The organism is Amycolatopsis iheyensis (genome assembly GCF_024703995.1).
GTDB lineage: Bacteria > Actinomycetota > Actinomycetes > Mycobacteriales > Pseudonocardiaceae > Amycolatopsis > Amycolatopsis iheyensis.
In genome coordinates this window covers 1-21,951 of sequence record NZ_JAMXQV010000043.1, presented here as the reverse complement: position 1 = coordinate 21,951, position 21,951 = coordinate 1, and the positions used below count along the sequence as shown (strand labels likewise).

Here is a 21,951-nt window from a genome sequence, read left to right as displayed (position 1 = left end):
GCCGGGTCACCCGGGCCCCGGCCCTGGTTGCGAACGAGGACAGCGCCTGTCCGCGAGCGGTTCTACGGTCTGCGTATGGCTGTGAACTGGACCAAGGAACTGACCGACCAGCTCGACTTCCACTGGACCGTGCACGCGCGGCCGAAGCTCGAGGGGCTCACCGACGACGAGTACTTCTGGGAGCCGGTCCCGGACTGCTGGACCGTGCGCGCCCGGAAGTCCGACGACGAACCGGGCAGCGGCCCGTTCACCATCGACTTCGCCTTCCCCGAGCCGACCCCGCCGCCGGTCACGACGATCGCCTGGCGGCTGAACCACATCCTCGTCGGCGTGCTGGGCATGCGGTCGGCGTCGCACTTCGGCGGGCCGGCGATGACGTACGACGACTACCCGTACCCGGGCACGGCCGCCGAGGCGATGGCGTTGCTGGACGAGTACTACGCCCGGTGGATCGCCGGGGTGAAGGCCCTCGACGAGGACGCGCTCGCCCGGGCGTGCGGGCCGGCGGAAGGCCCGTACGCGGAGTACCCGATGGCCACGCTGGTGCTGCACATCCACCGCGAGATGATCCACCACTGCGCCGAGGTGCTCCTGCTGCGCGACCTCTACCGGAGCCGCTCGCTGTAACGCCGAGTCACCACCGCGCCGACTCAACGGGTATCGAGGGCGGCTCCGACCGGGGCCCGCCACCGCCTAGGGGGCCAGCGCATGCTCTACCGACTCCGCCCGCCCGACCGGCTGACCTGGTGCGACGTGCCCGGGTACGCGGTCTGCCGCGTCGACGACCAGCCGCCGCCCGACTGGGAACGGCTGTCGTGGGTGCCCGCCGAAACGCGCGCGTTCAGCAACGACCTCCTGCGCATCGCGGTCCGGCACGGCGCGCGCTCGGGCAGCGGGCTCGTCCTCGACGCCCGGCACACCGAGGACCTCGGCCGGGCCGACGAGCTGCGGTGCGAGCTGATCGCCGCCGCCCAGGCCCGGGCGGAGCTGCGGGCGGGCGGGCCGTCCGTGCGCGTGCTCGGCTCGGACGCCGGCCTCGAAGAGCAAGCCTGGGAACGCACCGAAGAAGCGGCCCGCGAGGCCGAGGCGGCCCTCGCCGAGGTCCTCGCGGTCCCCGTGCAGATCGAGCTGGTCGCGCACTGGCTCCGGCTCGGCGGCCGCTACCCGGACTGAGCGACGGTCCGCGGCAGGAGCAGGTAGCCGAGTGCCATGCCGAGCAGGGCGGGCAGGCCGTGGTTGTCGTGCACCAGCGTGTCGACCACGGCCAGCACCGGCAGCGCGAACGCCAGCACCCGGAACTGGAGCGGCAGCACCACGCCGTAGCGGCGCGACGCCACCGTGACGACCGCGGCCAGCGCGCCGAGCAGGCCCACCACGCACATCGAGTTGCCCGCGCCGACCGGGTTCAGCCAGAGGTAGCTCATCACCTGGCCGAACAGGCCGCAGCCGAAGTAGAGCAGGAGCCACCGGGCGCGGCCGAAGACGCGCTCGGCGAGCGTGCCGAACACCGCCAGCCAGACCAGGTTCGAGACCAGGCCGAACGCCCAGCCGTCCTGGAAGAACATGCCCGTCACCAGGCGATACCACTCGCCCGCGTCGATACGGGCCGCGTCGCGCACGACCGCGTCGTACAGCGGCGGGTGGGCCAGCTGCGCGATCCCGCACGCCAGTGTCACCGCGAAGACCGCCGCCGTCAGGTACGGCCGTCGGGCCGCGCCGGCGAGGGCTGCGAAGGGGTTGCGGGATGCGGGGCGCGTGGTCATGGACGAAAATCTAGGCGCGCCACCGCCGTCGCACCCCCGACGTTTGTCACGAACCTCCACGGGAAGGCCCCAGTATGCGAGCGACAGTCATCTACGGCGCCGGCGACGTGCGAGTCGAAACCGTCCCGGACCCGAAACTGGCCGAGCCGACCGACGTCGTCCTGCGGGTCGTGCGGTCCTGCATCTGCGGCAGCGACCTCTGGCCGTACGCCGACATGCCGCCGCGTGAGCACGGCCGCCGGATCGGGCACGAGTTCCTCGGGATCGTCGAAGAGACCGGCGCCGACGTGACGACGGTGAAGAAGGGCGACCTCGCCGTCGCGCCGTTCGTCTGGTCCGACAACACCTGCGAGTTCTGCCGCGAAGGCCTCCAGACGTCCTGCCTGCACGGCGGCGGCTGGGGCGCGAAGGGCGTCGACGGCGGCCAGGGCGAGGCCGTGCGCGTCCCGCAGGCCGACGGCACGCTCGTCAAGCTGCCGCCCACCGAGGACGACGACCTGCTCGCGTCCCTGCTGACGTTGTCGGACGTCTTCTCGACCGGTCACCACGCCGCGGTGAAGGCGCGGGTGAGCGAGGGCCAGAACGTCACCGTGATCGGCGACGGGGCCGTCGGGCTTTCCGCGGTCCTGGCGGCGAAGCGCCTGGGCGCCGCCCGGATCGTCCTGATGGGCCGGCACCAGGCCCGCACCGACCTCGGCCGCGAGTTCGGCGCGACCGACGTCGTCGCCGAACGCGGCGAGGAAGGCGTCGAGAAGGTGCGCGAGCTGACGAACGGCCGGGGCACGCACGCCGTCCTCGAGTGCGTCGGCACGCTGGGCGCCTTCGAGATGGCCGTCGGGGCCGTGCGCGCGGGTGGCTCGGTCAGCCGGGTCGGCCTGCCGCAGTACGAGGACGCGCCCGCCGGCGTGGGCGTGTTCCGCCGCAACGTCACCATCACCGGCGGGGTCGCCCCGGCGCGGCACTACATCCCCGAGCTGCTGCCGGACGTTCTGGACGGCAAGTACCAGCCGGGTCGCGTCTTCGACCGGACCATCGACGTCGAAGGCGTGCCGGACGGCTACCGCGCGATGGCGGACCGCGAGGCGCTGAAGGTGCTCATCAAGCCGTGACCCGTCCGGGTGGGGGTCCCACGCCCGCTCCCCCACCCGGATTACGTTGGTACGCATGGACATGATCACCCCCGAGCCGCGCCCCGCCTGGATCGCCGGCCGCCCGGAGCCGGGCGCCACCACCCTCGTCGTGCACCACCCGTACGACGGCAGCGAGGTCGTCACGGTCGCCGTGCCCGGGCCGGAGCAGGTCGAGCGCGCGGTCGCCGCCGCCGTGTCGGTCGCTAAGGAGCTGCGCGCCACTCCGGCGCACGTCCGCGCGGGCGCGCTGGAGCACGTCTCGCGGGTGCTCGCCGGCCGCGCCGACGAGATCGCGGAGGTCATCACGGCCGAGAACGGCAAGCCGCTCAAGTGGGCCGAGGCCGAGGTCAAGCGCGCGGTCTCGGTCTTCCGCATCGCCGCCGAGGAGGCCCGCCGGTTCACCGGCGACGTCCAGCGGCTCGACACCGACCCGGCGGGCGAGGCGCGGCTGGCGCTCACCCGCCGCGTCCCGCGCGGGCCGGTGCTCGGCATCGCGCCGTTCAACTTCCCGCTGAACCTGGTGGCGCACAAGGTCGCGCCGTCCCTGGCGATCGGCGCGCCGATCATCGTCAAGCCTGCGCCGCGGACGCCGTTGTCGGCGTTGATCCTCGGCGAGATCCTGGCCGAGACCGACCTGCCGGAAGGCTCGTTTTCGGTGCTGCCGCTGGGAAACGAGGAGACAGGGAAGCTCGTCGCCGACCCGCGGCTGCCCGTCGTGTCGTTCACCGGCTCGGGCCCGGTCGGCTGGTCGCTGAAGGACGCGGCGCCGCGCAAGCACGTCGTGCTGGAGCTCGGCGGCAATGCGGCGGCCGTCGTCCTGCGTGACTGGCCGGACCCCGAGGGTGCCGCGCACCGCATCGCGACCTTCGGCAACTACCAGGCCGGGCAGTCCTGCATCGCCGTGCAGCGGGTGATCGTCGACGCCGCCGTCGCGGCCGAGTTCGTGCCCGCGCTCGTCGAGGCCGTCGAAGCCCAGCGGACGGGCGACCCGTACGACCGCAACACCGACGTCGGCCCGGTCGTCGACGAAGCCGCCGCCGAGCGGATCGTCGCGTGGATCGAGGAGGCCGTCGCCGCGGGTGCGAAGGTGCTCACCGGCGGCACCCGCGACGGCGCGACCGTCGCCCCGACGCTGCTCACCGACGTCCCGCCGGACACGAAGGCGTGGGCGGAGGAGATCTTCGGGCCGGTGCTCGCGGTGTCCGTTGTGGACGGTGTGGACGAGGCCTTCCGCTCGGTCAACGAATCCGCGTACGGCCTGCAGGCCGGCGTCTTCACCACCGACGTGCAGCTGGCGTTCCACGCGTCGGCCGAGCTGGAGGTCGGCGGGGTGATCATCGGCGACGTCCCGTCCTACCGCGCCGACCAGATGCCCTACGGCGGCGTCAAAGGCTCCGGCGTCGGCCGCGAAGGCGTCCTCGCCGCGATGCACGACCTGACCGAGGAACGCGTCACGGTCTTCACCGGCATCGACCTCTAAACGACCACGCTCTGCCCGAACCGGAAGACGCTGTAGGGGTCGTACTTCTTGGCGACGTCCTGCAGCCGCTTGGCGTTGTCGCCGTAGTAGGCGGTCTTCCAGTCGGGCAGGGCCGGGTCGATGTAGTTGACGTACCCGCCGCCCGCGCCGGCCGCGGCGAGCCCCGCGACGACCTCGCCCACCGACTTCGCCGCCGCCGGCCGGGTCTTCGCCGTCGCGGGCGCGTAGATCTGGACGCTGGCCAGCGCGTCGCGGTGCCAGAACGCCGTCGCGTCCTTCGCCGGCTCGCCGACCTTGCCGCCGAGGCCGTCGATGAGCAGGTCCATCCCCGCGCGGCCGTCGGCGAGCGCGACGACCTTCGCCGGGTCGACCGGGCTCGTGATGATCCGCGACGACGCCACGAACGACTGCCGGTTCGAGCTGCCGGAGAAGTAGTTCATCGCGCCGAGGTAGTCGAGGCTCTTCACGGTGCGCTGCGTCGGCCGCGCGCCGGCGTTGGCCGTGAGGTTGTTCAGCAGCGTGTTCAGCCCGGACGCGCCGCCGACGTAGCAGCCGCCGACGCGGCACTGCACCGGCGAGCCACCCGAGACGACGATGTTCGCCCAGAGCTCGGGCGGCATCGCGGTGATCCACTGCTGCCACGCACCGAGCACGTCGGCGGCCGAGCCGGCCGGGAAGTGCAGGGAGAACACCGTCAGGTTCGGCGCCGGGTCGGTGTCGAAGGTGAACTCGGTGACGATGCCGAAGTTGCCGCCGCCCCCGCCGCGCAGGCCCCAGAACAGGTCCGGTTCGGAGCTCGCGGACGCCGTCAGCAGCTTGCCGTCGGCCGTGACGACCTGGGCGGAGCTCAGGTGGTCGCAGGTGAGGCCGTACTTGCGGGAGAGCACGCCGATGCCGCCGCCGAGGGTCAGCCCGGCGATCCCGACCGTCGGGCAGGAGCCGGCGGGCAGCGCACGCCCGGCCCGCGCCAGCCCGGCGTAGACGTCCTTGAGCTTCGCGCCGGCGCCGATCACCGCCTGGGTGCCCTGGATGTCCACTTTGTTCATTCCGGCGACGTCGACGACGAGGCCGCTCTCGGGCACCGAGTAGCCGGCGTAGCAGTGGCCGCCGCTGCGCGCGGCGAGCGTCACGCGGCCCGCGGCGGCCTGGACGGTGGCCTGGACGTCCTGCGCGTTGGCCGCCTGCACCACGGCGACCGGGTTGTCGCCGTCGAAGAGCGGGTTGAACGCGCGCTTGGCGGTGCTGTAGCCCTCGCCGCCCGGGCGGAGCAGGTCACCGGTCAGCTTGGTGCGCAGGTCGTCCCAGTTCGGCGGGCCGGTGGGCGGCCGCGTGGCGGGCGGTGCGGACGTCGGCGGCGCGGTCGGCGCGCTCGACGCAACGGGCGTCGTCGGACCGCCCGGTCCGCACGCGGCGGCGACGGCACCGGCCGCCGAGACGCCCGTGATCCGGAGGAACGCCCTGCGGTTCACGTTGTCCACATCGGACTCCTCGCTGCCGGGGAGGCTCAGTCTAGAACCGGGCACCGGCCTCCGCGCCCCTGATCACTACACGGAGGACGGTCGAAGTGAGTTCAGCCCCAGGCGGGGATCGGCGGGACGGCGCCGTCGAGGTCGGCGCCGTCGGAGCGGCCGCTGAGCCAGGCCAGCAGCTGCCCGCTGGTGCCGCGGACCGTGGCGCCGGGGGCGGCGCCCATCGCCCACTCGGAGCCGTCCGCCACCAGGCGCAACGCGGGGAGGTGCGCGGCCCGGGAGGTGATGGCGTGCTGCACGACGTCGTCGGCGAGCGGCCCGAGCAGGCCGAGCACGCGGTCGAGGTCGTAGCCGCGGTCGAGGTCGGCGAGGTGGATGGTGAGCTCGGACAGCCGCATCCGCGCGACGACGGTCCCGCTCACGGGGTCGCCCTGCCGGTTGCGGGCTTCCCGCGCCCAGGCGTCGTCCGGCATGGCGGCGGCGTACTGCTCGAAGCGTCCGGCGGCGGCGACGAAGTCGGCGAGGATGCCGGCGGAGGGGTGCTGGGCCCCGGCCTCGATGTCGGCCTCGCGCGCTTCGGCGCTGGCGTACATCGGCGTCTCGACCCCGGTGTTCGCCCAGGTCAGCAGGTTCTGGAGCCCGTCGGCGTTGCGCGCGACGTGCGTGAGAACGTGGGCCCGCGACCAGCCGGGCAACGCGCTGGGCGCCCGGAGCTCGGGCTCACCGAGGCCACCGATGACCCGCGCCCACTCGTCGTCGAGCTTCCGGATGCCGTCAAGGAACGCGCGCGCCTGCTCGGATGCCGTCACGGCACCGATCTTAGGACCGCCGCAAGGCCGCCGGGGCGTTCGACGGCACCGCCGGGTTCTTCGGGGCCACCGGCTCCAGCCGGACGTACGCCGAGTCCTGCGCGGGCCGCTGGTCCGCCTCCCCCTTGTTCGGCCAGAACGAGAACGCCCGCTCCGCCTGGGCCGTGATCGTCAGCGACGGGTTCACGCCCAGGTTGGCCGTGATCGCCGCGCCGTCCACGACCGACAGGCCCGGGTAGCCGAACACGCGGTGGTACGGGTCGATCACGCCGTCCGCCGGCGACGCGCCGATCGGGACACCGCCGATGAAGTGGGCCGTCAGCGGGATGTCGAAGATCTCGCCCCACGTGCCGCCCGCGATGCCGCCGATGCGCTCCGCCGTGCGCTCGTTCGCCTCGTGGCCCGCCGGGATGAAGCTCGGGTTCGGCTCGCCGTGGCCCTGTTTCGACGTGTACTTACGGCGGCCGAACAGCCCACGCCGCGTGTACGTCGTGATCGAGTTGTCCAGGCTCTGCATCACCAGCAGGATCACCGTGCGCTCGGACCAGCGGTAGCCGTTGAGCAGCTTCGCCGCCTGCACCGGGTGCTTGAGCATGAACGACACCGCCTGCCGCCAGCGCGGGACCGGCGAGGCGCCGTCGGTCGCGATCGTCTGCAGCAGGCTCATCGCGTTGCTGCCCTTGCCGTAGCGGACCGGCTCGATGTGGGTGTTTTCGTCCGGGTGGATCGACGACGTGATCGCGACGCCCCGGCTGAAGTTCCGGCTCTCGTCGACCTCGGTGCGGGCCGCGCCGATGATCGCCTCGGAGTTCGTGCGGGTCAGCTCGCCCAGCCGCCGCGACAGCGCGGGCAGCATGCCGGTGTCCTTCATCTTGTGCAGCAGGTTCTGCGTGCCCCAGGTGCCCGCGGCGAAGACGACCTTCTCGGCCGTGATCGTCGTCCGAAAGCGCCGCGACGTCGTCCCGGTCTTCTTCAGGTCGACTTCGTAGCCGCCCTCGACCGGCCGCACGGAGGTCACCGTGGTCAGCGGGATGACCTTCGCGCCGTCCTGCTCGGCGAGGTAGAGGTAGTTCTTGACCAGCGTGTTCTTCGCCCCGACGCGGCAGCCGGTCATGCACGAGCCGCACTCGGTGCAGCCGACGCGCTCGGGGCCGGCGCCGCCGAAGTACGGGTCCGCCGCCTTCGAACCGGGCTTGCCGAAGTACACCCCGACGGGTGTCGCGTGGAACGAATCGGCGACCCCCATGTCCTTCGCGACGTCGCGCATCACGACGTCCGACGGCGTGATCGTCGGGTTGGTGACCACCCCGAGCATCCGGCTCGCCTGGTCGTAGTGCGGCGCGAGCTCGGCCTCCCAGTCGGTGATGTGCGACCACTGCTTGTCCGCGTAGAACGGCTTCAGCGGCCGGTAGAGCGTGTTCGCGTAGACCAGCGACCCACCGCCGACACCGGCGCCCGCGAGCACCATGACGTCGTTGAGCATGTGGATGCGCTGGATCCCGTAGCAGCCGACCTGCGGTGCCCACAGGTAGCGCTTGAGGTCCCACGACGTCTTCGCGAACTCGTCGTCGGCGAACCTCCGCCCGGCCTCGACGACGGCGACCCGATAGCCCTTCTCGGTGAGCCGCAGCGCCGCGACGCTGCCGCCGAACCCCGACCCCACCACGACGACGTCGTAGTCGAGGGCACCCGCACTGGTGGTGGTGTTACTGGCAGTCACACCTTGAGCGTAACCCGGGGTCCAAGTTCTGACCAGAGGTAAGTTACTGGCCAGTCACCCTTCTGGCGGCTTTCACGGCCGCTGGACGTGGGTAGTTATCAAGGTGCTCGATGTCCACGTCGGCGATTCACCGCTGAGCGGGACACGATCCCTGGAGGCACCACGATGAGCCCACGAACGCTCACCGGTTGGCGCAAGTCGAGCCACAGCCACTTCGAGGAGAACGCCTGCGTCGAGATCGGAACCGGTCCCGGCGTGGTCGGGGTGCGGGACACCAAGCAGCCGGTGCCCCGCCCGATCCTCGTCTACTCCGCGACCGCCTTCGCCGCGTTCGTCGACCACCTCACCGCCGGACGGTGAGGCCCACCCGCTGGAACTCCTTGAGGTCCGAGTAGCCCGTCTTCGCCATCGCGCGGCGAAGCGCCCCGAAGAGGTTCACGACGCCTTCCGCGTCGGACGACGGCCCGAACAGCAGGGTCTTGAGGTCGACGGCGTAGTCCGGGCCAGCGGCCACGCGCGAGCGCGGCAGCGACGGGTGCGCGGCGGCCGCCGTCCAGTACAGGCCCTGGCCGGGCGCGTCCGACGCGGCGGCCAGCGGGGAGCCGAGCATGACGGCGTCCGCGCCGCACGCGATGGCCTTGGCGACGTCGCCCGACACCGTGATGCCACCGTCGGCGAGGACGTGCACGTAGCGACCGCCGGTCTCGTCGAGGTAGTCGCGGCGGGCGGCCGCGGCGTCGATGATCGCGGTGGCCATCGGGACGCCGATGCCGAGCACGCGGTCGGTGCTGGTGACGCCGGGCGTGTAGCCGTGGCCGACGATGACGCCGGCGGCGCCGGTGCGCATCAGGTGCATCGCCGTGCGGTAGTCGCTGACGCCGCCGGCGATCACCGGGACGTCGAGGCGGCCGATGAACTCCTTGAGGTTCAGCGGCTCGGCGTCGCGCTGGACGTGCTCGGCGGAGATGATCGTGCCCTGCACGACGAGGATCTCGACGCCGGCCGCGATCAGGTCCGGGGTCAGCTCGGCGGCGTGCTGCGGGCTGACGCGCGCGGCCACCGTGACACCGGACTCGCGGACGGTCTTGATGGCCTCGGACAGCAGGTCGAGCCGGATCGGCGCGGCGTGCAGCTCCTGCAGCACGCGGCCGACCGCGGTCGGGTCCTCGAGGTCCTCGGCCGCGCGGACCAGCTTGAAGATCGCGTCCTCGACGTTCGCGTGCCGCGCCCAGAGGCCTTCGGCGTTGAGCACGCCCAGGCCGCCCAGCTCGCCGACGGCGACCGCGGTGCCGGGCGAGACGATCGCGTCGGTCGGGTGCGTGACGAGCGGCAGGTCGAAGCGGTAGGCGTCGATCTGCCAGGAGGTGGAAACCACCGAAGACGACCGGGTCCGCCGCGACGGCACGATCTCGACGTCGTCGAGGTCATACGCCCGCCGCGCGGTGCGGCCCATCCCGATCTCGACCAGGTCCCGCACTGAAGCCTCCTCCGACGACGACAATCTGCCGTGCCCCATTGTCGCTAGTCCGCGTGGGTGACCCGCGCACGGGGGTTGGAACAGCGACGACACGGGCGTGCTGCCCGCTCCGAGCACGGCCCGCGGCCCGCGGTCCCGGCCCCGCGGCGACGGCCGGACTCAGCGGGCGACCGCCTCGGTGGGCAGCGGCGGCGCGGTCCCGAACACGGCGACCAGCCGTACCCCCACCCGGGCACATCACACCCGCACGAAGACCACCACCGGGGCCAGGAGGGCGCCCAGGACGAGGGCCAGCCAGGTCGCCACCGGTGGATAGACGTGCAGCCGGACCGCGCCGAAGTACACCGCGCCCAACGCCACGAGCGCCGCGAAGATCAGCAGCACCGGACGCACCACTCCGGAACGCAGGTCGACCACCCCGCCGCCCGCGCTGAGGTAGGCCACGCTGCCGTCCGCCCTCGAGATGTCGAGGATCACCGGCTGGCCGGGCGGGAGGTCGAGGCCCGGGTCGACCGCCGTGATGTCGTAGCGGTGGCTGCCCGCGTCGACCGCGATCGTCTGGCTCACCGCGTCCTCGTCGCCGCCCACCGGGAGCGCTCCCCGCTCGTGGGACACCACGTGCCCCTCGACGCGGTAGGTCGGCGCGTCCCGGCCGGCCAGCGCCTGGCACATCAGGCAGACCACGCCGCCCAGGACCAGGGACACGAGCGCGACGGCCGTGAAGAACACTCTGCGCAGCACGCGCGTGAAGCGGCTGACCGTCATGCCCTTTAGTGCACACCAACATGCGCACGCAAGGCGATAGACCGATTACCGTAAGCACGCTAGGTCACGGTGACTCAGAAGGAGACCCGCTCCACGGAGTCCGAACGCAGTACGGACTCCTGCTGGAACTGCTTCCGGTAATCGGTTCGGAGGTCTTCGATCTCCCGTTCGGCGGCTTGATCGGCGAACGGGTACAGCAGCACGATCACGTGAGTGTGCTCACGCACGACCGCGCCGGACCCGCCGCGCCACTGCCCGCTGCCGTCGAGCCGGGTGAAGCCGTCAGGAAAGGCCGGCGTGATCTCCGCGTCGGAGAACGCCGCGAACTCGGCGTCGGTCACCTCGGTGCCGTCCGGCTTGCCGGTGCCGAAGAACAGCTCGGTGCGCTTCCAGACCTCGCCCGGCGACGGCGTGGCCACCTGAGTGCCCGAAGGCACTGAAGGCACTGAAGCCGCCGAAGCGGCCACGCCACCGCCGAGGCCGAGCAAGGCGGCGGTCGCCACGGCGACCATGGTCCGTCGAGAAGTGCGTCGCTCCCCGGTCATGGGCCGAGTCTCGCGGCCCACGCCGGGGAGCGGAATGATCGAAAGGGCGGACTACCGGGTGGTGTAGTTCGGCGCCTCGACGGTCATCGTGATGTCGTGCGGGTGGCTCTCCTTGAGCCCGGCCGCCGTGATCCGCACCAGCTGGGCTTCCTGCAGCTCGGCGATGGTGTTGGCGCCCGCGTAGCCCATGCCCGAGCGCAGCCCGCCGACGAGCTGGTGCACGACGTTCGCCAGCGGCCCGCGGAACGGGATCCGGCCTTCGATGCCCTCGGGGACCAGCTTGTCCTCGCTCAGCACGTCGTCCTGCGCGTAGCGGTCCTTCGAGTACGACTTCGCCTGCCCGCGCGACTGCATCGCGCCGAGCGAGCCCATGCCGCGGTAGACCTTGAACTGCTTGCCGTTGACCAGGATCAGGTCGCCGGGCGACTCGGCGGTGCCGGCCAGCAGGCTGCCCAGCATCACCGTGGACGCGCCGGAGGCGATGGCCTTGGCGATGTCCCCGGAGTACTGGATGCCGCCGTCGCCGATCACCGGGACCCCGGCCGGGCGGCACGCCTGGTCCGCCTCGAAGATCGCGGAGATCTGCGGCACGCCGACGCCCGCGACGATCCGGGTGGTGCAGATCGAGCCCGGGCCCACGCCGACCTTGACGCCGTCCGCGCCCGCGTCGACCAGCGCCTGGGCGCCCGCCCGGGTCGCGACGTTGCCGCCGACGATGTCGACCGCGTCGCCCAGCTCCTTCTTCAGCAGCGAGACCGTCTCGACGACCGCGCGGGAGTGCCCGTGCGCGGTGTCGACCATCAGGACGTCGACACCCGCGTCGGCCAGCGCCATCGCGCGCTTGTGCCCGTCCGGGCCGACGCCGACCGCGGCGCCGACGATCAGGCGGCCGTCCGGGTCCTTCGTCGCCTTCGGGTACTGCTCGGTCTTCACGAAGTCCTTGACCGTGATCAGCCCGCGCAGCTTGCCCGCGCCGTCGACGATCGGCAGCTTCTCGATCTTGTGCCGGCGCAGCAGGCCGAGCGCGGCGTCCGCGGAGACGCCGACCTGGGCGGTGACCAGCGGCGCCTTCGTCATGACCTCGGACACCGGGCGGCTGTGGTCGACCTCGAACCGCATGTCGCGGTTGGTGATGATGCCCACCAGCGCGCCGGACGCGTCGGTCACCGGCACCCCGGAGATGCGGAACTTGGCGCACAGCGCGTCGACCTCGGCCAGCGTGGCGTCGGGTGCGCAGGTGACCGGGTCGGTGACCATGCCGGCCTCCGACCGCTTGACGACCTCGACCGCGGCCGCCTGCTCGTCGATCGGGAGGTTGCGCTGGAGCACGCCGATGCCGCCCTGGCGGGCCATGGCGATCGCCATCCGCGCCTCGGTGACGGTGTCCATCGCGGCCGAAACCAGCGGGATGCCCAGGGTGATGTTCCGGGTCAGCCGGGAGCTGGTGTCGACGCCGCTGGGCACGACGTCCGATTCGGCCGGCAGCAGCAGCACGTCGTCGAAGGTCAGGCCGAGCATGGCGAACTTGGCCGGAACGGGGGCGGTGATGCCGTCGCTGGTCATAGCGGGTGAAGGGCCTTCCTGGCGCGGGGTGAGCGTGTCGCCGTTCGGGAGCAACGGCGACTCGGAGCCTTCCCCTCATGATATCCGGCGCACGGCCCCGCCCCGGGTGGTGGGCGAGCCGCCGGGACCGCCCGGTACCGTGCAGGCCGTGGCGCATGATGTCCTGCCTCCAGACCCGTTCGCGGACGACCCGGACGACCCGGCCCGGGCGTTCCTCGTCGACGAGGAACGCCTGGACGAGCCGATCAGCGACTCCGAACGCACCGAGCTGCTGGCCGATCTCTCCGATCTGGCCGTCTACCAGGCCTTGCTCGAGCCCCGCGGGGTGCGCGGCATCGTCGTGGACTGCGGCGAATGCGACGAACCGCACTACCACGACTGGCACCTGCTGCGGGCCAGCCTGGAGCAGCTGCTGGCCGACGGGCGGATGCGCCCGCACGAGCCGGCCTACGACCCGAACCCCGGCGACTACGTGAGCTGGGACTACTGCCGCGGCTTCGCCGACGGCGTCACGGCGAACGAAAGCGCCTACTAAGACCACGAAAAAGGCCCTGGTGAGTTTGCTCACCAGGGCCTTTTCGCTGTCTGCTACTGGCCGCCTTCGACGCCCTGCGCGGCGCCACCGACGGCGGACTCGTTGCGCGGCGTGCCCGCACCCGGGTCGTTGCCGCTCGCGGCCGTGGTCGTCGGCGTCGTGGGCGTGGTCGGGGGCGGCTCGGTGGTCGGCGGCGGGGGCGTCGGGGTCGGCGTCCCGCTGCCCGGCAGGCTGGTGGTGCCGCTGCCGCTGCCCGGGATCGACGTCGCCGAGCCGGCCGGCGGGACCTGCGTCGACGAAACGCCGGGCGGCACCTGCGGCGAGCTGGTCTGGGTCGGGCCCTGGACCGGGGCCTCGGGGTTCTGCAGCTGCGCGGCGAGCTGCCGGTGCTGCTCCATGAGCTGGTCGCGGTTGTCTTCGTCGCTCACCTGCGACAGCGCGGCCTGCGCGGCGTCGAGGGCTTCGCGCGCGGCGTCGAGGTTGCCGCCGGCGAGGGCGAGGTTCGCCTTCTCGAGGTCGAGCTTGGCGTTCGCGGCCGCCTCGACCGAGCGGGTGTGATCGGAGTAGAGGACCTTCGCGAGACCCCAGAGGGTGTCGCCCGGTTCCGCGGAGCGCGCGGCCAGCCCGGTGCCCGTGAACGCGATCGCCAGCACAGCGGCGGCGACGGCGACCGGGACGAGCAGCCTGCGGCGGCGTCCGCTCGAAGCATGCCGCTTCGCGAAAGCGGCGGTGGTGACGGTGCGCACGGCGGTGTCGACGTCGACGAGCTCGGCCAGCGGCTCACTGTCGATGTCTCTTCGCCACGCGACCAGCAACGCGTTCAGCTCCTGGTCGCCGAGTCCGTCGGCCAGGGCCGGGTCGGACCCGCCGAGCGCGTCGAGCAACGCGTCGTCGGCTTGCACCGCCGACAGGTCGGCGGCGAACTCCGCCTCCGACGCCGACAAGCCACTGCCGAAGACGTCGTCGGGCTCGATGCCTCTGTCGTGACCGGTCACTCAGATCACCTCCTCCGCGGCCAGGACCTTTCTCAGCCGCGCGAGGGCGCGGTGCTGGGCGACGCGGACGGCGCCGGGCGTGGAGCCGACCGCGTCCGCGGTCTCCTCCGCCGACAGACCGACGACCACGCGCAACACCACGATCTCCCGCTGCTTGTCCGGCAGCACCTGCAACAACTGGGACATTCGCTCGTTCAGCTCACCTTGCAGCGCCCGCTGCTCGGGGCCGACCCCGCCTTCGACCTCGTCGGGGATCTCGGCCACCGGCTCGGCCCGGTTGCGCGCCGCCGCGCGATGCGCGTCGGCCACCTTGTGCTGGGCGATCCCGTAGACGAAGGCCAGGAACGGGCGGCCTTGGTCGCGGTACGAGGGCAATGCCGTTAGCACCGCGAGACACACCTCCTGCGCAACGTCGTCCGCCGAAGCGAACGATCGCTCCTGCCTGCCAACCCGGGCGCGGCAATACCGCACTACCAGTGGACGGATAGCAGCCAGCAGCCGCTCCACTGCCTGGGGATCTCCCTCGACAGCAGCGGCGACCGGTTCATCCAGTCCATCCCCCACATTGGCCATCGCAGACAACAGTCCCAGTGTTACGCGTAGGTGTGCAAAGAACCCGGCCCGTGGTCGCCTCCACCCCGAACCGGTGACCGCTACCGTACCTTCGGCCCGGTTCGGACCGGCGCGCGCGGTGCTCCCCGGCGCGCCGCACCGTCCGGCGGCGCGGAAATACGGATTTTCCTGCAGACCCGCGGTCAACATCGTCGATTCAACGAGCGAACGGCGTCACGGGTACGAGATCCGTCGGAGGGACGGGTGCCGGGGCGGGGATCCGCCCCGGGGGCTGCCCAGCTGGGCGCCGGAGTGTGATGGGGACCACACAGGTACGGGCCAGGGCGGGTGCGCCCTGGCCCGTCGTCACCTGTAAACCGGCCGTGTCAGGAACGGGGAGAGCGACAGGTCAGCTGACCAGGCCGCGACGGAAGCCGTGGGCCACGGCCTGCGCGCGGTCGCGCACGCCGAGCTTGCGGAACAAGCGCCGGGCGTGGGTCTTGACCGTGTCCTCGGACAGGTACAGCTCGCGGCCGATCTGGCCGTTGCTCTTGCCCTGGCTCATCCCGCGGAGCACCTGAAGCTCGCGCTCGGTCAGCTGGACGCCCGGGTCGGACGGCTGACGGGGCGCGGGCACCGAGGTGCTCGCCAGGGTGTGGGCCAGCGCGGCGACCAGCTCCGGCCGGGACGCGTCCCAGCGGAGGTAGCCACGAGCGCCGCCGGCGATGGCCGCGGCGATGCTGCCCGCGTCGTCCGGGGCGCCGAAGACGATGACGTTCGCCTGGGGGTTCGCGGAGACGAGCCGTCGAGTGGCTTCGACACCTGTCGGAACCGCGCGTTGCGTTCCGACCAGCACGACGTCGACGGGCTGACGGGAGTACCGGGCCAGCAGCTCGTCACCGTGCGCTACGCAGTCGATGCGACTGACCCCAGGGACCGCGGACATCACTCGGGTGAGCCCTTCACGGACACTGCGTCGGTCGTCGCAGATCAAGACCGTCGTCACGGGGTTTCCTTCCTGCAGCCGGGTGACATTCCACTTCCCCTATCGGACGCTTTAGCCCGAACCTTGACACGATCCGGTGGCTTTTTTTGAAACTTCTTAGCCCGGATGCCGGAACACCCCATTCCGACGGCTCAACCACCCGGGGCGGGGACCCATGGCGATTCCCCCGCGATCCTCCTCCCGCAAGGATCTGCGCTTCGTAACACTGCGTGCAACACCTCTGCCACTCTGAATCGATACTCCTCGGCGTGTCCTGGGCGCAGATCGGCCAGCACGAGCGCGGCGGGCCACAAAAGTGAAAGCAGTTCGCATTCCTCGGCGGTCGCCATTGCGTTTCCGACAAGACCGTCCGAAATCTCCCGGTGATCGGGAGCCCCGGCGGCCCGGAGGGCCACGGCCAGCACAATCCCGGATTTCACAGCGTGCCGCCGCGCACCACGGGCCTGGGCGGTTTCGAAAGCCCTCCGCGCATGCGGGACGGCGGCGGCCCCCTGACCTGCGGCGAGCTCGATCTCGGCGCCGACCCAGCCGCCGCGGACCCGGGCGCGCCAGGTGGTGTCTTCGTGCGCGGCCCGGTCGGCGAGCCGGCGCGCGGCGCGGAGGCGGCCCAGGGCGAGGTTGTCGGCGGCCAGGCCGAGGAGGGCGTCGGCTCTCGCGCCCGCGGCGTCGAGGCCGTCTGGGTCGCGGTCGGCGGGCGCGTGGTTGGTGAGGGTGGGGTCGGCGGGGTCGCGGCCAGCGGCGGTGCGGCCAGCGGGGGTGAGGTCGGCGGGCGTGTGGTCGGTGAGGGTGCGGCCGGCGGGCTCGCGGCCAGCGGCGGTGCGGCCAGCGGGGGTGCGGCCAGTGGGGGTGAGGTCGGCGGGCGCGTGGTCGGTGAGGGTGCGGCCGGCGGGCTCGCGGCCGACAAGGTCGAGATCCGCGGGATCGCGGCCAGCGGGATCGCGGCCGGCAGCGGTGCGGCCAGGGGCGGTGCCGCCAGCGGGCTCGCGGCTGGCGGGGGTGCGGCCAGCGGCGGTGCGGCCAGCGGCGGTGCCGCCGACCGGCTCGCGGCCGGCGAGGTTGCGATCGGCGAGGTTGCGATCGGCGGGCTCGCCGCCAGCGCCCTCGCGGTCGGCGGCGGCTCGACCAGCGAACCCGTGGCCGACGGGGGCGCCTGAGCCATCCTCCACGCCTACAGCCTTCGCGAAGGCCACACCATCGAGCGCCCGCGCCTGCCGGTGCCCGCCCAGCTGCCTCAGGTGGGCAGCACGAGTGCTAGCGGCAAGAGAGGCCAAGACCGGGTCGTCCTGCCGCCTCAGCTGGTCCAGAAGGGCAGCAGCAGCCGCGTACCGGCCCTGCGCACCGAGCACGATCGCCGCGAGCAGCCGTTCCCGAGGGCCACCGGGGCCGCGCAACGCCGCGGGGTCGGGCAGGGGGTCGCTGCCGAAGGCGGCAGCTCGGAGGGCGGCTTCGTGCACCCGTCCTTTCTAGCGGTAACCACCGACAGAATCATGATCGAGTCGCTCACGGCGGCCGCCCACCAGGACGTGCTCCAGGCGGTCCGCCGCCGCCGGGAGGTCCGTCAGCAGCTCCACCTTGTCCGGCAGCCCCGCCGGGTCCCAGCCCGGGCCGCACGCGAACAGCCGGCTCCGCTGGCGCCCCCGGGAGACCCGCGCGAACAGCCGCGTGTCCGCCACCCCGCGCCGGTGCGCCCAGAGCACCACCGCCGCCGGCGCGCTTCGGCGGACCGCCACCGCCAGCACCTCCGCCGGCAGGGGCACGCCGAACAGCTGCGCCCCGATCCGGCGGCCGGCCAGGGACGCCGCCAGCGCGTACATCGGCATCGAGTCGCGCTCCTCCGGGACGCAGCCCAGCAGCACCGGGCGCGTGTTGCGCGGCTCGTCCAGCACCGGCGTCGCGCGGACCAGCGCCGCGAACACGCACTCCGCGAGCAGGTACTCCACCTCCGCGCCCGCGCTCGCCCCGCGCCAGCGCGCGCCGAGGGCCGAGAGCACCGGCTCGACCACCCCCGTCCACGCCGGGAGCACGCCCAGCTCCGCGATCGTGTCCGCGAGCATGCGCTGGACCGCGCCGACGTCCATCGCCAGCGCCGCCGTGCTCAGGCGGCGGGCCAGGCGGGAGCGGACCTCCAGACCGTCGTCGGCCGTCGAGGCGTCGGCGGGCTCCGGCTCCGATGGCTGGGGCGGGCCGGACCGCGGCATCTGCTCCAAGGCGTAGCGCGCGGCCTCGGCCGTCGACGCGCCGCTCAGCAGCGCTCGCTGCATCAGTTCCAGCCGGCCGATGTCGGAGGTGCCGTAGCGGCGGTGACGGCCGTCGGTGTGGCGGCTGGGACCCAGTCCGTAGCGGCGGTCCCACGTTCGGAGGGTGGACGGGGCGACCCCGAGCCGGCGGGCGACCGAGGCCACCGGCAGGGTGGGTTCTTCGGTGCCCGACCCAGCTCCCACGAGCCTCAATATCCAGGCACCCAGCGCCGTCGGCAACCGGAGGCAAAACCCCTGCTCACACATCCGGGGGATGCCTAACGGCTGAATCGACCCGAATCGCTTGAACAACTATTGGCGCGCTTCTAACGTTACCGCCGTTGCACCGAATGGAGTATCGGCACCACAGCAGAGCAGCTAGCGGCATCGACCGGATGACGGAGGCGGTCAGGATGGCAGACACGCGCAGGCTCCCAGGACCCAACGCCGACATGTGGGACTGGCAGCTCGAAGGGTCGTGCCGGGGGATGGACAGCGCGTCCTTCTTTCACCCGGACGGCGAGCGCGGCCCGGCGCGAGCACGGCGGGAGGCTCGGGCGAAGGCGGTCTGCCTGAGCTGCCCGGTCTTGGAGATGTGCCGCAGCCACGCGCTGGCGGTGCACGAGCCCTACGGCATTTGGGGTGGGCTTTCGGAGTCCGAACGCGAGCACCTCATCAAGGCGGACAAACGCGCGCTCAGCATGTCCGGCGGCTGAGCCCCCACAGACATCGAAGGGCGGCACCGGGTGGGGTGCCGCCCTTCGTGCTGTCCGGGGTCCGGACTCAGTGCGAGTGGCCGTGGCCCGCCGCGGCGGGCTCTTCCTCGGCCGGCTTCTCGACGACCGACGACTCCGTCGTCAGCACGAGACGCGCGATCGAAGCGGCGTTCGCCACCGCGGACCGGGTCACCTTGACCGGGTCGACGATGCCGGCGGCCAGCAGGTCGGTCAGCTCGCCGGTGGCGGCGTTGAAGCCGTGGCCCCAGTCCTGCTCGCGGACCTTGTTGACGATGACCGCGCCCTCGTGGCCCGCGTTGGTCGCGATCCAGAACAGCGGGGCGGACAGCGCGTCGCGCACGATGCGGACACCGGTCGCTTCGTCGCCCTCGAGGCCGAGGCCGCCTTCGAGCTCCTTGACCGCGTGCACCAGCGCCGAACCGCCGCCGGGCAGGATGCCCTCCTCGACGGCCGCCTTGGTCGAAGCCACGGCGTCCTCGATGCGGTGCTTGCGCTCGTTGAGCTCGGTCTCGGTGGCCGCGCCGACCTTGATCACCGCGACGCCGCCGCCGAGCTTCGCGAGCCGCTCCTGCAGCTTCTCGCGGTCCCAGTCGGAGTCGGTGGTCTCGATCTCCTTGCGGATCTGCGCGACCCGCCCGGCGATCTCGTCCTTCGACCCGGCGCCGTCGACGATCGTGGTGTCGTCCTTGGTGACGACGATCCGGCGGGCCTTGCCCAGCGCACCGAGGTCGACGTCGGACAGCTTGCGGCCGATCTCCGCGGAGACGACCTCGGCGCCGGTGACGACCGCGAGGTCGTCCAGGAACGCCTTGCGGCGGTCGCCGAAGAACGGCGCCTTGACCGCGACGGCGGTGATCGTCTTGCGCAGCGAGTTCACCACGAGGGTGGACAGCGCCTCGCCGTCGACGTCCTCGGCGATGATCAGCAGCGGCTTCTTGGCCTCGACGACCTTCTCCAGCACCGGGAGCAGGTCGGCCAGCGCCGAGATCTTCTCGCGGTGCAGCAGGACGTAGGCGTCCTCGAGGATCGCCTTCTGCTCCTCCGGGTTGGTCGCGAAGTGCGCCGAGAGGAAGCCCTTGTCGAACTGGACGCCCTCGGTGATCACCAGCTCGGTCGCCAGGGTCGACGACTCCTCGATGGTGATGACGCCGTCCTCGCCGACCTTCTCGACGGCTTCGCCGAGCAGGGCGCCGATGTTGGCGTCACGCGAGGTCACGGTGCCGACCTGGGCGATGCTCTCGCGGCCCTTGACCGGGGTGGCCTTGCTCTTGAGGATCTCGACGACCTTCTCCGCGGCGGCTTCGATGCCACGGCCGATGGAGGTCGGGTTGGCGCCGGCCGCGACGTTGCGCAGGCCGACCTTCACCAGCGACTGCGCGAGCACGGTCGCGGTGGTGGTGCCGTCACCGGCGACGTCGTTGGTCTTGGTGGCGACGCTCTTGGCGAGCTGCGCGCCGAGGTTCTCGAACGGGTCGTCGAGGTCGACCTCACGGGCGACGGTCACGCCGTCGAGGGTGACGGTCGGGCCACCGAACTTCTTGTCGAGCACGACGTGGCGACCACGCGGGCCGAGGGTGACCTTGACGGCGTCGGCGAGCTTGTTCACCCCGCGCTCCAGCGCGCGACGAGCGTCCTCGTCGAAACTGATCTGCTTGGGCATAGCGTGTTCCGCTTACCTTTCAGTGTCTCTTGGAGACGCAAAAACGCCCCGCTCCCCGGCGTTGTGCGGGGCCCGGGGCGTCATTGCGCTGCGAGCGGACGTCAGTTGATGACGGCCAGCACGTCGCGGGCGGACAGGATGAGGTAGTCCTCACCGTTGTACTTGACCTCGGTGCCGCCGTACTTGGAGTAGATGACGACGTCGCCGACGGAAACGTCGAGCGGGACGCGGTTGCCCTTGTCGTCGATGCGGCCCGGGCCCACGGCCAGAACCTTGCCCTCCTGGGGCTTCTCCTTGGCGGTGTCGGGGATGACGAGGCCGGAAGCGGTCGTCTCCTCGGCCTCGCTCGTCTGGACAACGATCTTGTCCTCGAGCGGCTTGATGTTCACGCTCACCGGGTTGACCTCCACGGTCGTCGAAAGCGTCGGCAGGATGGGTTACGGCTCCTACCACCCCCGCCGTCGCGGGTGCCGGGGCTGTCGGGCCGTGCGATTAGCACTCTAGCCACGTGAGTGCCAGTCGTGCAAGGAGGGTCCACCCGACATGCGGAAATGCTGCCTGCGAGGCGCTGACCCGGTCTTTTGTTCCGCGATGGTTCCGTGGAGATGTCCAGACGCTCGTGGACAGTCTGCCAGCGCGCCTCGCCGTATCTAGGTCGACCTCGGGTTCAAATTAGAGGCCTGACCGGACCCTGAGGTGGACATGAATGTCACAAACTGGATCACGCTGCTCGCTGCAGTCATTGCAGCCCTGGCCAGCGTCGCAAACGTCCTGCTGACTCATCGGGGCGCCAACAGGAACGAGCGCGAGAAGTGGCGTCGCCAGGAGGCCGGTGCGATCGCTGCTCGCATCGTGACGACGACAAGGTCACTTCGAGCGGAGTGGTCGAAGATGGCCGAAAACATGGATCTCGAACTAGTAGCTACTGGGAAGCAGCTGCTAGAGGCACGAACAGCCGCACAGGCACGCAGGGACCGAGCACGTGAGCTTGATCAAGCGATACAGACGACTGTCGTCGAGCTTGAGCTCCTGACAGAGAGCCGCGAAGTAACCGACGCAGCGCATGCATTGCTAGAGGGCTTCGAAGCCGTGTGGCACGCCTTGCGACCTGGCGGATCCATGGAAAAGTTCTCAACTTTCTTGGCTCTGGCTCCTGCGGAGATCGACACGAAACTCGATGCGCTCGTCGGCGCAGTCCGCGCTGACCTCGGCATCAAGCGCCTCGACCAGGCGCGCAACTGAGCCGGTCGAACCGCGCCGCCCTACACCCGCCCCGCCCCTCGCCCCTGCCGCAGTTAGCGACGGCACGTCGGGGTCAAGGGTGAGCGCAGCTCATCGCGCAGCGACGCCGCAGGCGCCCTTGATGCCGGCGGGACGGTGTTGATGGTGCTCTCTGAATAGGGCCAGTCCTGCTCTCTGAAATTCCCCAGTTGGGGTGTCCTGTCGGCGCGTCGTTTGCGCTGGTCAGCGGCCTCGGGGTGACGGTTTCGGTGTTGATCACCGTGACC

Annotated in this window: 23 protein-coding genes; 8 read left to right on the top strand and 15 right to left on the bottom strand. The window is 71.7% G+C overall.

All coding sequences use genetic code 11. The features are described from left to right. Positions 1-75: 75 nt before the first annotated feature. Together M8542_RS46605 and M8542_RS46600 are read left to right on the top strand one after the other, a co-directional pair. Positions 76-627 (top strand): DinB family protein, encoded by a 552-nt coding sequence (locus M8542_RS46605; protein WP_257926853.1) that lies wholly within the window; start codon positions 76-78, stop codon positions 625-627. 81 nt (positions 628-708) lie between these two features. Then, complete coding sequence (locus M8542_RS46600; protein ID WP_257926852.1) at positions 709-1,173, top strand: hypothetical protein; 465 nt, start codon at positions 709-711, stop codon at positions 1,171-1,173. Here the strand turns inward: M8542_RS46600 and M8542_RS46595 are convergent. Then, a complete protein-coding gene (locus tag M8542_RS46595; protein ID WP_257926851.1) occupies positions 1,161-1,763 on the bottom strand; it encodes a rhomboid family intramembrane serine protease in 603 nt (200 codons plus the stop codon). The genes M8542_RS46600 and M8542_RS46595 overlap by 13 nt on opposite strands. 74 nt (positions 1,764-1,837) lie before the next feature. On the opposite strand from M8542_RS46595, the gene M8542_RS46590 reads away from it, so the two are divergent. Continuing rightward, a complete protein-coding gene (locus tag M8542_RS46590) occupies positions 1,838-2,872 on the top strand; it encodes a zinc-dependent alcohol dehydrogenase family protein (protein ID WP_257926850.1) in 1,035 nt (344 codons plus the stop codon). A 55-nt stretch (positions 2,873-2,927) separates the two neighbouring features. Continuing rightward, a complete protein-coding gene (locus tag M8542_RS46585) occupies positions 2,928-4,373 on the top strand; it encodes an aldehyde dehydrogenase family protein (RefSeq protein WP_257926849.1) in 1,446 nt (481 codons plus the stop codon). On the opposite strand, the gene M8542_RS46580 is transcribed toward M8542_RS46585, so the two are convergent. The 3 genes from M8542_RS46580 to M8542_RS46570 are packed head-to-tail and all read right to left on the bottom strand — an operon-like array spanning position 4,370 to position 8,371. Next, entirely contained in the window at positions 4,370-5,896 is a 1,527-nt protein-coding gene (locus tag M8542_RS46580; RefSeq protein ID WP_257926848.1) for an FAD-binding oxidoreductase, read from the bottom strand. The two genes, M8542_RS46585 and M8542_RS46580, sit on opposite strands and share 4 nt — an antisense overlap. 47 nt (positions 5,897-5,943) lie before the next feature. Next, positions 5,944-6,651: a maleylpyruvate isomerase N-terminal domain-containing protein gene (locus tag M8542_RS46575; protein ID WP_257926847.1), complete on the bottom strand. Its 708-nt coding sequence runs from the start codon at positions 6,649-6,651 to the stop codon at positions 5,944-5,946. A 10-nt stretch (positions 6,652-6,661) separates the two neighbouring features. Further along, positions 6,662-8,371 carry a GMC family oxidoreductase gene (locus M8542_RS46570; protein ID WP_257926846.1) on the bottom strand — a complete coding sequence of 570 codons (1,710 nt, stop codon included), beginning with the start codon at positions 8,369-8,371 and terminating at the stop codon, positions 6,662-6,664. A 165-nt stretch (positions 8,372-8,536) separates the two neighbouring features. On the opposite strand from M8542_RS46570, the gene M8542_RS46565 reads away from it, so the two are divergent. Next, positions 8,537-8,731 carry a DUF397 domain-containing protein gene (locus M8542_RS46565; RefSeq protein WP_257926845.1) on the top strand — a complete coding sequence of 65 codons (195 nt, stop codon included), beginning with the start codon at positions 8,537-8,539 and terminating at the stop codon, positions 8,729-8,731. Here the strand turns inward: M8542_RS46565 and M8542_RS46560 are convergent. The 4 genes from M8542_RS46560 to guaB form a co-directional block, all read right to left on the bottom strand. Further along, on the bottom strand, positions 8,715-9,848 hold the full coding sequence (locus M8542_RS46560) for a GuaB3 family IMP dehydrogenase-related protein (protein WP_257926844.1): 1,134 nt from the start codon (positions 9,846-9,848) through the stop codon (positions 8,715-8,717). The two genes, M8542_RS46565 and M8542_RS46560, sit on opposite strands and share 17 nt — an antisense overlap. A 237-nt stretch (positions 9,849-10,085) precedes the next feature. Continuing rightward, entirely contained in the window at positions 10,086-10,613 is a 528-nt protein-coding gene (locus M8542_RS46555; RefSeq protein WP_257926843.1) for a hypothetical protein, read from the bottom strand. 74 nt (positions 10,614-10,687) lie between these two features. Next, positions 10,688-11,125, bottom strand: a complete 438-nt coding sequence (locus M8542_RS46550) for a DUF3574 domain-containing protein (RefSeq protein ID WP_257926891.1) — start codon at positions 11,123-11,125, stop codon at positions 10,688-10,690. Between the two features lie 84 nt (positions 11,126-11,209). Continuing rightward, the gene (gene guaB, locus M8542_RS46545) at positions 11,210-12,721 is read right to left on the bottom strand and encodes an IMP dehydrogenase (RefSeq protein ID WP_257926842.1); all 1,512 of its coding nucleotides are present in this window, start codon (positions 12,719-12,721) and stop codon (positions 11,210-11,212) included. A 139-nt stretch (positions 12,722-12,860) separates the two neighbouring features. Here guaB and M8542_RS46540 point away from each other — a divergent pair, with 139 nt between their 5' ends. Continuing rightward, on the top strand, positions 12,861-13,256 hold the full coding sequence (locus M8542_RS46540; protein WP_257926841.1) for a DUF5319 domain-containing protein: 396 nt from the start codon (positions 12,861-12,863) through the stop codon (positions 13,254-13,256). Positions 13,257-13,309: 53 nt separating this feature from the next. On the opposite strand, the gene M8542_RS46535 is transcribed toward M8542_RS46540, so the two are convergent. The 5 genes from M8542_RS46535 to M8542_RS46515 form a co-directional block, all read right to left on the bottom strand. Beyond that, positions 13,310-14,251, bottom strand: a complete 942-nt coding sequence (locus M8542_RS46535) for an anti-sigma-D factor RsdA (RefSeq protein WP_257926840.1) — start codon at positions 14,249-14,251, stop codon at positions 13,310-13,312. Further along, positions 14,252-14,824 (bottom strand): sigma-70 family RNA polymerase sigma factor, encoded by a 573-nt coding sequence (locus M8542_RS46530; protein WP_026468912.1) that lies wholly within the window; start codon positions 14,822-14,824, stop codon positions 14,252-14,254. 388 nt (positions 14,825-15,212) lie between these two features. Next, on the bottom strand, positions 15,213-15,809 hold the full coding sequence (locus tag M8542_RS46525) for a response regulator transcription factor (protein WP_003073605.1): 597 nt from the start codon (positions 15,807-15,809) through the stop codon (positions 15,213-15,215). Positions 15,810-15,940: 131 nt separating this feature from the next. Next, complete coding sequence (locus M8542_RS50730) at positions 15,941-17,263, bottom strand: hypothetical protein (RefSeq protein ID WP_372508790.1); 1,323 nt, start codon at positions 17,261-17,263, stop codon at positions 15,941-15,943. A gap of 9 nt (positions 17,264-17,272) precedes the next feature. Beyond that, a complete protein-coding gene (locus M8542_RS46515) occupies positions 17,273-18,250 on the bottom strand; it encodes a MerR family transcriptional regulator (RefSeq protein WP_257926839.1) in 978 nt (325 codons plus the stop codon). A 191-nt stretch (positions 18,251-18,441) separates the two neighbouring features. Between M8542_RS46515 and M8542_RS46510 the strand changes: the two genes are divergently transcribed. After that, positions 18,442-18,762, top strand: coding sequence for a WhiB family transcriptional regulator (locus M8542_RS46510; protein WP_013222678.1), 321 nt, complete (start codon positions 18,442-18,444; stop codon positions 18,760-18,762). 67 nt (positions 18,763-18,829) lie between these two features. Here the strand turns inward: M8542_RS46510 and groL are convergent, their stop codons facing one another. Together groL and groES are read right to left on the bottom strand one after the other, a co-directional pair. Beyond that, positions 18,830-20,443 (bottom strand): chaperonin GroEL, encoded by a 1,614-nt coding sequence (groL, locus tag M8542_RS46505; protein ID WP_257926838.1) that lies wholly within the window; start codon positions 20,441-20,443, stop codon positions 18,830-18,832. 101 nt (positions 20,444-20,544) lie between these two features. Continuing rightward, positions 20,545-20,838 carry a co-chaperone GroES gene (gene groES, locus M8542_RS46500; RefSeq protein WP_007031106.1) on the bottom strand — a complete coding sequence of 98 codons (294 nt, stop codon included), beginning with the start codon at positions 20,836-20,838 and terminating at the stop codon, positions 20,545-20,547. 307 nt (positions 20,839-21,145) lie between these two features. Here groES and M8542_RS46495 point away from each other — a divergent pair, with 307 nt between their 5' ends. After that, positions 21,146-21,685 carry a hypothetical protein gene (locus tag M8542_RS46495; RefSeq protein ID WP_257926837.1) on the top strand — a complete coding sequence of 180 codons (540 nt, stop codon included), beginning with the start codon at positions 21,146-21,148 and terminating at the stop codon, positions 21,683-21,685. Positions 21,686-21,951 lie beyond the last annotated feature (266 nt).

What these genes read in the sequence shown, in the direction of transcription:
- M8542_RS46605 (WP_257926853.1), top strand. Translation starts at nt 76, where the DNA reads ATGGCTGTGAACTGGACCAAGGAACTGACCGACCAGCTCGACTTCCAC.
- M8542_RS46600 (WP_257926852.1), top strand. Translation starts at nt 709, where the DNA reads ATGCTCTACCGACTCCGCCCGCCCGACCGGCTGACCTGGTGCGACGTG.
- M8542_RS46595 (WP_257926851.1), bottom strand. Translation starts at nt 1,763, where the DNA reads ATGACCACGCGCCCCGCATCCCGCAACCCCTTCGCAGCCCTCGCCGGC.
- M8542_RS46590 (WP_257926850.1), top strand. Translation starts at nt 1,838, where the DNA reads ATGCGAGCGACAGTCATCTACGGCGCCGGCGACGTGCGAGTCGAAACC.
- M8542_RS46585 (WP_257926849.1), top strand. Translation starts at nt 2,928, where the DNA reads ATGGACATGATCACCCCCGAGCCGCGCCCCGCCTGGATCGCCGGCCGC.
- M8542_RS46565 (WP_257926845.1), top strand. Translation starts at nt 8,537, where the DNA reads ATGAGCCCACGAACGCTCACCGGTTGGCGCAAGTCGAGCCACAGCCAC.
- M8542_RS46555 (WP_257926843.1), bottom strand. Translation starts at nt 10,613, where the DNA reads ATGACGGTCAGCCGCTTCACGCGCGTGCTGCGCAGAGTGTTCTTCACG.
- M8542_RS46550 (WP_257926891.1), bottom strand. Translation starts at nt 11,125, where the DNA reads ATGGTCGCCGTGGCGACCGCCGCCTTGCTCGGCCTCGGCGGTGGCGTG.
- guaB (WP_257926842.1), bottom strand. Translation starts at nt 12,721, where the DNA reads ATGACCAGCGACGGCATCACCGCCCCCGTTCCGGCCAAGTTCGCCATG.
- M8542_RS46530 (WP_026468912.1), bottom strand. Translation starts at nt 14,824, where the DNA reads ATGGCCAATGTGGGGGATGGACTGGATGAACCGGTCGCCGCTGCTGTC.
- M8542_RS46510 (WP_013222678.1), top strand. Translation starts at nt 18,442, where the DNA reads ATGACGGAGGCGGTCAGGATGGCAGACACGCGCAGGCTCCCAGGACCC.
- groL (WP_257926838.1), bottom strand. Translation starts at nt 20,443, where the DNA reads ATGCCCAAGCAGATCAGTTTCGACGAGGACGCTCGTCGCGCGCTGGAG.
- M8542_RS46495 (WP_257926837.1), top strand. Translation starts at nt 21,146, where the DNA reads ATGAATGTCACAAACTGGATCACGCTGCTCGCTGCAGTCATTGCAGCC.